This window comes from Pseudoxanthobacter sp. (assembly GCF_036822375.1).
Taxonomy (GTDB): domain Bacteria; phylum Pseudomonadota; class Alphaproteobacteria; order Rhizobiales; family Segnochrobactraceae; genus Pseudoxanthobacter.
The window spans coordinates 1-8939 of sequence record NZ_DAISHT010000108.1 but is presented as its reverse complement, the minus strand read 5'-3'; the positions used below and the strand labels follow the sequence as shown (position 1 = coordinate 8939).

The following is an 8939-nucleotide window of genomic DNA, read 5'->3' as shown; positions in this document are numbered from 1 at the left end:
CCGCCGGACGACTGCCGCCCGCGCACCGCCTTTCGGGTGCGGGCGGATGCCTGCGTCCCGGATGCCTGCGTCCCGGATGCCCGCGTCCCGGATGTCCGTGTCCCGGATACCTGCGTCCCGGATACCCTGTTATGACGCCCTGTTTTCCTGCCCGCCCGGACCGGCCCTGACGGACTGAACCCTGCCCTGCCCGAACCGTTTGCCGCCGGCCTGCGCCCCTCCGCCGCGGGGCGGGGACGAATCGCGGGCGGCGTTTGTTCCGGCCTGCGGACCTGTTATGGTTAACGCCGTTTGAGAGGCAACCCGCGGACAAGCGGGACGCCGTGCCGGAAGCAACGGGCCGGCCGGTTTGGGAGGCGCAGCATGGAATCCGGTCCAGACGCCGTGCGGCACGCCCGCACCGGGCGCGGCAGCAGTGCGGTCGCCGCGCGTGCGCCGGCCCTGTTCCGTCTCGCGGTTGCGGCCGTGCTGGTGATGCTGGCCGGCGCCCTGACCGCCGCAGCCCCCGGGCTTGCCGCCGGCGATCCGGCGGCCGCGCGCCGTCTGGCCGGCATGGATCTGCCGGGGTTCGATTACCGCACCCTGCGCGACCTGACGCTGGACGATTGCGAGGCCGCCTGCCGGGCCGACAGCGCCTGCCGGGCTTTCACCTTCAACACCCGCGCCAACTGGTGTTTCCTGAAGAGCGATGCCGGACAGCCGAAAGCCTTCCGCGATGCGGTCTCCGGGCTGATGCCGAAGGCCGCGACGGCAGGGGGCAAAGCGGCCACGGACAAGAGCGCGGCGAATGCCGCCGCGAAGGCGCCGCTGCCCCTGCCCGATCTGGCCTTTCTGCCCGCCGACACGATGGGCGAGGCCGATGCCTTCCGGGCGCGGATGAACGCGGCTGTGCGGCTGCAGCGCGATGCCGGCGAGGTGGCGGCCGATCTGGCGGCCCGCACGCTTCAGGGCGGCGCCGCCGGCTGGCTGGCGCTCTCCCGCCAGCTTCTCGGCGAGGAGACCGACGATTACGAGCGCCGCTACGCGTTGCGGCGCGACGGTCTTTCCGCCGCCCTCGTCGCCCTGCGCCTTGCCACCACGAAGGCCGAGCAGGCGGCCGCCCTTGCCCAGACCGGAGAGGGCTTTGCCGCCGATCAGCGCTGGCGGCCGGCCATCGACAGCCTCAGGGCCTCGCTGGCGCTGGCGAACGTGCCCGCCGTTGCCGCCCGCTACAAGGCGCTGCGCGATGACTATGGCTTCCGCGTGCTCGACTATACCGTCGATGCCAACGCCGCCAGCCCGCGCATGTGCGTGCAGTTCTCCGAGGATCTGCCCAAAGGCCGCACCGACATGGCAAAATATGTCTCGCTCGCCGGCACGCCAAACCCGGCGGTGACGGCGAGCGGGCCGGAACTGTGCATCGACGGCCTCACCCACGGCCAGCGCTATGACATCACGCTGCGGGCCGGCATTCCTTCTGTGGTGGGCGAAACGCTGCAGAAGCCGGTCAGCTACACCGTCTATGTGCGCGACCGTGCGCCGGCGGTGCGTTTTCCGTCCGCGGCCTATGTGCTGCCGCGCACCGGTGCCCGCGGGGTGCCGGTCATTTCCGTCAACACCGATGGCGTGGCGCTCGACCTGTTGTGGGTCGGCGACCGCAGTCTGGCCCGCGCCGTGGCCGGCGGCGATTTCCGCCGCCAGCTCTCGCCCGGCGAGATCGAGGATCTCGCCAACAACAAGGGCGCCAGCGTGTGGTCCGGCGAGATGGACGTGAAGCGCGAACTGAACCGCGAAGTCACGACGGCTTTCCCGGTCGATCAGGTGGCCGGGCAGCTGCGGCCGGGCATCTATGTGCTGGTCGCCCGCCCGCGCGAAGTGCCCTCCGATAACTGGGACCAGCGCGCCACCCAGTGGTTCATCGTCTCCGACATCGGACTGGCGGCGGTTTCGTCGTCGGACGGCATTCATGCCTTCGCGCGCTCGCTCGGCACCGCGCGGCCGCTGGGCAAGGTGAAGGTCAGTCTCATCGCCCGCAACGACGAGGTGCTGGGCACGGCGACCACCGATGCGACCGGCCATGCGCTGTTCCCCGCCGCGCTCGCCGCCGGCAAGGGCGGCATGGCGCCGGCCCTCGTCACCGCCAGTGCCGACAGCGGCGACTTCGCCTTTCTCGATCTGTCGGCACCGGGCTTCGACCTGACGGACCGGGGCGTGGCCGGCCGCGCTGCGCCGGGGCCGCTCGATGCCTTCGTCTATGCCGACCGCGGCGTCTACCGCGCCGGCGAGACCGTGCATCTCGCAGCATTGCTGCGCGACGGACAGGCGCGCGCGGTGAAGGGCGTGCCGCTGACGCTGGTGGTGAGCCGGCCCGACGGCGTCGTCTACCGCCGCCTGCTGGTGGCCGACGGAGGGCTCGGCGGCCGCACCGCCGATATCGACCTCATCCCCTCTGCGATGCGCGGCACCTGGCGGGCGGAGGCCTTCGCGGACCCGAAGGCGGCGGCCATCGGCGCCACCACCTTCCTTGTGGAAGATTTCGTGCCCGAGCGGATGAAGCTGTCGGTTGCCACGACGGCCGGTTCCATCGCCGCCGGCCGGCCTGTCGCGGTGCGGCTCGACGCCGCCTATCTCTATGGCGCCCCCGCCGCCGGCCTCGGCATCGAGGGCGATGTGAGCGTGAAGCCGGCGGACGGTCTCGCCCGCTTCCCGGGCTACCGCTTCGGCCTTGCCGACGATGGCTTCACGCCCGTGCGCCGGCCGCTTTACGACCTCGGCCGCCTCGATGCGAACGGTCAGGCGACCGTTTCCGTGCCGCTGCCGGCACTGGAGCCGACGACGAAACCGCTGGTCGCCGACATCGCCCTCCGGGTGCGGGAGCCCGGCGGCCGGGCGGTGGAAGAAACCGTCTCCCTGCCCGTGCGCGCCGCCGGTCCGCGCATCGGCGTGAAGCCGCTGTTCCCCGGCGATCAGGTGAGCGAGGGCGCAACGGCCGGGTTCGAGGTGGCCGCGGCCGGGCCCGACGGCGAACCGGCGGCCCTTGACGGCGTCACCTGGCAGCTGCTGCGCGTCAACCGCTCGTTCCAGTGGTTCAGCCGCGACGGCGAGTGGGATTATTACACCACCACCTCGACCGAGCGGGTGGCCGAGGGCCGGCTGGATCTTGCCGCCGGCACGCCGGGGCGGATCGCCGCGCCGGTCACCTTCGGCCGCTACCGGCTGGAGGTGACACGACCGGGTCTGGCGACGGCCGCCACTAGCGTGGAGTTTTCGGCCGGCTGGGTCAGCCTCAGCGCCACCACCGAAACGCCGGATCTGCTCGATGTCGGCCTCGATAAGGCCGGCTACCGGCCCGGCGACACCGCGATGCTGAAGATCGCGCCGCATTTCGCCGGCACCGCCCTCGTTGCGGTGGTGGGCGACGGCGTGCGCCTGATGAAGGCGGTGGAGGTGCCGGCCGGCGGCGCCACCGTGCCGATCCCGGTGGATGAAGGCTGGCGGCCCGGCAGCTATGTGGCCGTGATGCTCTACCGGCCGATGGATGTTGCCGCCGGCCGCATGCCGGCCCGGGCCATCGGACTGGACTGGCTGGGTCTCGACGAAAGCCTGTCGGGCCTTGCCGTCAGCCTCGGCACGCCGCCGGAGGCGCGCCCGCGCGGCCCGCTCTCCGTGCCGGTCACGGTCACCGGCCTGCGGGCGGGCGAGGAAGCCTATGTCACCGTTGCCGCGGTGGATGCCGGCATTCTCAACCTCACCCACTACCTGCCGCCGGATGCCAGGGCCTATTTCTTCGGTCAGCGGCGTCTCGGCGCGGAGATCCGCGACCTCTACGGCGCCCTGATCGACAGCCTCGGCGCCGTGCGCGGATCGATCCGCACCGGCGGCGACGAAGCCGGCGCCTTCACGCCGAAGGATGTGCCGACGCAGGACCTGCTGGCCCGCTTCTCCGGTCCGGTGAAGGTCGGGCCGGATGGCAAGGCCAGCGTCACGTTCGATCTGCCGGCCTTCAACGGGCAGGTCAGGGTGATGGCGGTGGCATGGTCGCAGGACAAGGTCGGCAATGCGGCGGCCGATGTCACCGTGCGCGACCCGGTGGTGATCACCGGCAGCCTGCCGCGCGTGCTCGCACCCGGCGATGAGACCCGCTTCCGGCTCGATTTCGACAACGTGTCCGGTCCGGCCGGGTCCTATCCGCTGAAGGTCCATGCCGAGGGGCCGGTGGCGCTGGGCGACGTGCCGGCGATGCTGAATCTGGACAGCAAGGGCCGCGCGGCGCTGAACGTGCCGCTGCGGGCAACCGGCGCCGGCCTTGCCACGCTGTCGGTGGCGCTTTCCGCGCCCGACGGCGTCAATCTGGCCACCATGGGGCAGGTGTTCCGCCTCACCGTGCGCCCGGCCGCCCCGCCGGTCACCGAACGCGCCGTCGAGGTGCTGGCAAAGGACGGAACCGTGTCGATCGGCACAGACCGCCTTGCCGGGCTGCAGCCGGAAAGCGCCAGCCTGTCGTTCTCCGTGTCCGCCGGGCTGGGGCTCGACGTGCCGGGGCTGCTGGCGATGCTCGACCGCTACCCCTATGGCTGCGCCGAACAGACCACCAGCGTTGCCCTGCCGCTGCTCTATTTCGATGCGGTGGCCGACAGCATCGGGCTTTCGCCCGACCACACCGCCAAGGCCCGCGTGGATGCCGCCATCGCCCGCCTCCTGCAGTTCCAGAGTCCGTCGGGCTCGTTCGGGCTCTGGACGCCGGGCTCGGGCGATCTGTGGCTCAACGCCTACATCGCCGATTTCCTGACCCGGGCGCGCGCCGCCGGCCATGCGGTGCCCGACGGGGCGTTCTCTCTGGCGCTCGACCGGCTGCAGAACGATCTCTCCTACAGCCAGAACTTCGAGGCCGGTCAGGGCGGCGGGGTCGCCTACGCGCTCTATGTGCTGGCGCGCAACGGCCGCGCCTCCATCGGCGACCTGCGCTATTTCGCCGACGACCGTATCCACGATTTCGGCAGCGGTCTGGCACAGGCGCAGATCGGCGCCGGTCTCGCCCTTTATGGCGACGATGCGCGGGCGCGCAGCACCTTTGCCATTGCCGCCGAAACGCTGGCTGCCGACAGCATGGGCACGGAAGAAACCGCGTGGAGCGATTTCGGCACCCCGGCGCGCAACACCGCAGCGGCACTGGCCCTTGCCGCGGAATCCGGCGTCGATGCCGCCGGCCTGCCCGGCCTGACCGATACGCTCGCCGCCGCCCGCGCCGGCGGCGAGACGCCGACGACGCAGGAAGCGGCGTGGATGCTGGTGGCCGCCAATGCCGTCGGTCCGGCCGACAAGGCGCTGCGCACCGTCGTCGACGGCAAACCCCACGAAGGCGCGCTGTTCCGCCGCCTGTCGGCGGGCCAGCTCGCCGCAGGCCCGGTGCGCATTGCCAATGCCGGGGCCGACGACGCGCTGGTGGCGATCACCGTTGCCGGCGTGCCGCAGGCGCCGCTGCCGGCGGCCAGCAACGGCCTCCGGCTCGCCCGCGATTATTTCACGCTGGACGGCAACCCGGCCGATGTGACGAAGGCCCGGCAGAACGACCGCTTCGTGGTGGTTCTGACCGTGGTGGCCGACGAGCCGGGCGACAGCCACCTGCTGATCACCGACCTGCTGCCGGGCGGCTTCGAGGTGGAAAATCCCGCCCTCGTCTCCTCCGCCGATCTGGCCGGCTTCCCCTGGCTGCCTTCCGCCGATCCCGCCCATGTGGAATTCCGCGACGACCGCTTCGTCGCCGCTTTCGAGCCGGGCACGGATCTGACCCGCGGCGTCACGGTGGCCTACATGGTGCGCGCGGTCTCGCCCGGTCGCTTTGCCCGGCCGGCCGCGGCGGCGGAAGACATGTACCGGCCGGAGCGCTTTGCCCGCACCGCTCCCGGCAAGATCGCGGTTGCGGCGCAATGACCGGCCGGCGGTGCTTGTTGCGGCGCCGCAGCCTTGCCGCGGGGCTGGCGGCGGGCCTGCTTGCAGCCGGCGCGGCGGCCGCCGGGCTGGTGGCTGCAACGGCGCATTTCGTCGCCGCGCTGCCGCCGCTGCCCGCCCCCGCCGCGCCTTCCGCCGTGGTGCTGGACAAGGACGGGCGCCTGCTGCGCGCGTTTACGACTGCCGACGGCCGCTGGCGGCTGACGACCACGCCGGCCGAAGTCGATCCGCGTTATCTCGCCATGCTGGTCGGCTATGAGGACCGCCGCTTCCGCGACCATGCGGGGGCCGATCCGCAGGCGCTGGCGCGCGCGGCCCTGCAGGCACTCGGTGCCGGCCACATCGTTTCCGGCGGCTCCACGCTGACCATGCAGGCGGTGCGGCTGACGGAGGGCCGCCGCGAGCGCACGGTTTCGCGCAAGCTCACGGAGATCGCCGCGGCGCTGAAGCTGGAGCGCACCGCCGGCAAGGATGCCATCCTCGCCCGCTATCTCACGCTTGCCCCCTTCGGCGGCAATCTGGAGGGTGTGCGGGCCGCTGCGCTGGCGTGGTTCGGCCGCGAGCCCGCCCGGCTGACAGTGGCCGAGGCAGCCCTGCTGGTGGCCCTGCCGCAGGCGCCGGAAAGCCGGCGGCCGGATCGCTTTCCCGCCGCCGCCCGCGCGGCGCGCAACCGCGTGCTGGAGCGGGTGGCCGCCCTCGGCATCATCAGTGCGGAGGAGGCCCGCGAGGCGGCGGAAGAACCGGTGCCGGCGACGCGGCGTGACTTTCCGCTGCTGGCCGCCCATGCTGCAGCTGCTGCGGTGGCCGCCCGTCCCGACCTCAGCGTGCACCGCCTCACCATCGATGCCACTCTGCAGGAAAGCCTTGAAAGCCTGCTGTCCGGGCGCGTGCCGCGCCTTGGGCCGCGGGTTTCCGGCGCGCTGCTGGTGGTGGAAAACGCCACCGGCCGCATTCTGGCGGATATCGGCTCGGCCGGGCTGTTCGAGGACGACCGCGCCGGTCATGTCGACATGACCACGGCGCTGCGCTCGCCGGGTTCCACGCTGAAGCCGTTCATCTATGGCCTCGCCTTCGAGGCCGGCCTCGCCCACCCCGAAACGCTGCTGGAAGACCGCCCCACCGCCTTCGGCAACTACAGCCCGCGCAATTTCGACAGCACCTTTCAGGGCACCGTCACGGCGCGGCAGGCACTGCAGATGTCGCTCAACGTGCCGGCCGTGGCGCTGCTGGAGGCGGTGGGCCCGGCCCGCCTTTCCGCCCGCCTCGGCGAGGCGGGCGCGGTGCTGAAGCTGCCGCGCGATGCCGCGCCCAATCTCGCCATCGGTCTTGGCGGGGTCGGCGTGCGTCTCGTCGATCTCGCTGCGCTCTATGCCGGTCTGGCGCGCGGCGGCCTCGTGCCCGATCTGGTGATCGATGCCGCGGCGCCCGCGCCCGGCCCGGCTGCCGCGCCGCGGCGCATTCTGGCGCCGGTGGCGGCGTGGTATGTCGCCGATATCCTCTCCGGCACCCCGCCGCCGGATAATGGCCGCGCCGGGCGCATCGCGTTTAAGACCGGCACGTCTTATGGCTATCGCGATGGCTGGGCCATCGGCTTCGACGGCCATTACACCGTTGCCGTCTGGGTCGGCCGGCCGGATGGCGCGGCGGTGCCGGGGCTGGTGGCGCGCGCCTCGGCGGCGCCCATTCTGTTTGAGGCGTTCGCCCGCCTCGGCGAGCGCCGCGCACCGCTGCCGCGGGCCCCCGCCGAAGCCCTGATCGCCACCACCGCCACCCTGCCGCCGCCGCTGCGCGGTTTCGGCGCGGCGGCCGAAGGGCCGGCCGTTGCCGCCTCGCAGCAGCGCCGCATGCGGTTCGTGTTTCCGCCGGACGGCGCCCGCGTGGCGCTGGAGGATGGCAGCGGCCGCCGCCAGCCCCTCGCCTTCCGGCTGGAAGGCTCGTCCGGCGCCCTGACGCTGTTCGTGGACGGCCGGCCGGTGTCGCTGACCGGGCACGAGGCCGGCGGCGCAGCGGCAGACGGCTCGGTTGCGGTGGCCGGCCGCGGCTTCGTGCGGCTGACGGCGGTGGACGATGCCGGCGATGCCGACAGCGTGACGGTGTTCGTGGAATGAGGCCGCCTGCGACCGGCCATCGACGGCGCGGCAGCGGCGTGTCAAAGCTGTGTCATGAAGGCGGCCGGGCGCGATGCCGGCGGCGGAGCGCGTGAGAGGGTCCATGGCAGGGCGGCGGGCAGCGGGACCGGTGGCGGTGGTCACCGGCGGGTCGGGCGGCATCGGCCTTGCAACCGTGCGCCGGCTGGTGGACGAGGGCTGGTGCGTGGCGGTCGTCGACCGTGACGAGGATGCCATCGACGACGCGCTGGATGCCATGGCGGACGCCGGCGAACGGCTGATCGGCGAGCCCATCGACATTTCCGACGAAATCGCCGTTGCCGCCGCCATCGACCGCATCGCAGCCGAGTGGGGCGAAATCAACGGCCTCGTCAACGCCGCCGCGCTTGCGCTCGACGAGCCGTTCGAGGATCTGGCGGTGGCCACCTTCCGTCAGGTGCTGGATGTGGATGTGGTCGGCGCCTTCGCCGTTGCTCAGGCGGCGGTGGCGCACATGCCGGATGGCGGCGCGATCGTCAACATCGCATCCACTGCCGCGCTGCGCGGGGCCATCGGGCAGGTGGCGGCTGCGGCCGCGCACGGCGCTCTGGTGGCGCTGACGCGCGCCATGGCGGTGGCGCTTGCCCCGGTCGGCATCCGCGTCAACGCGGTGGCACCGGGGCCGGTGGAAAGCCCGGTGGTGGCGCGCACGCACGGGGCCGACCTGCGCGCCGCCTGGCTGGGCGAGGTGCCGCAGCGGCGCTACGGCCTGCCCGACGAAATCGCCGGTCCCATCGCCTTCCTGCTGTCGGGGGAAGCGAGTTTCATCACCGGCGAGGTGCTGACCGTGGACGGCGGTCTGGCCGCCGGCAGCCTCATCCGCACCATTCCGCCCGGCCTGCGCTGACCCGTCTGTTGCAGACC

At 72.5% G+C, this 8939-nt stretch carries 3 protein-coding genes; all 3 read left to right on the top strand.

The genetic code is table 11. The features are described from left to right. Positions 1 to 363: 363 nt before the first annotated feature. The 3 genes from V7067_RS11120 to V7067_RS11110 all read left to right on the top strand — a co-directional run bounded on the left by V7067_RS11120 (position 364) and on the right by V7067_RS11110 (position 8922). Positions 364 to 5910: an alpha-2-macroglobulin family protein gene (locus tag V7067_RS11120; RefSeq protein ID WP_334175971.1), complete on the top strand. Its 5547-nt coding sequence runs from the start codon at positions 364 to 366 to the stop codon at positions 5908 to 5910. 17 nt (positions 5911 to 5927) lie between these two features. Further along, positions 5928 to 8036 (top strand): penicillin-binding protein 1C, encoded by a 2109-nt coding sequence (gene pbpC / locus V7067_RS11115; RefSeq protein WP_334175970.1) that lies wholly within the window; start codon positions 5928 to 5930, stop codon positions 8034 to 8036. A gap of 103 nt (positions 8037 to 8139) precedes the next feature. Then, positions 8140 to 8922 (top strand): SDR family oxidoreductase, encoded by a 783-nt coding sequence (locus V7067_RS11110; protein WP_334175969.1) that lies wholly within the window; start codon positions 8140 to 8142, stop codon positions 8920 to 8922. The last annotated feature ends 17 nt before the right edge of the window (positions 8923 to 8939 follow it).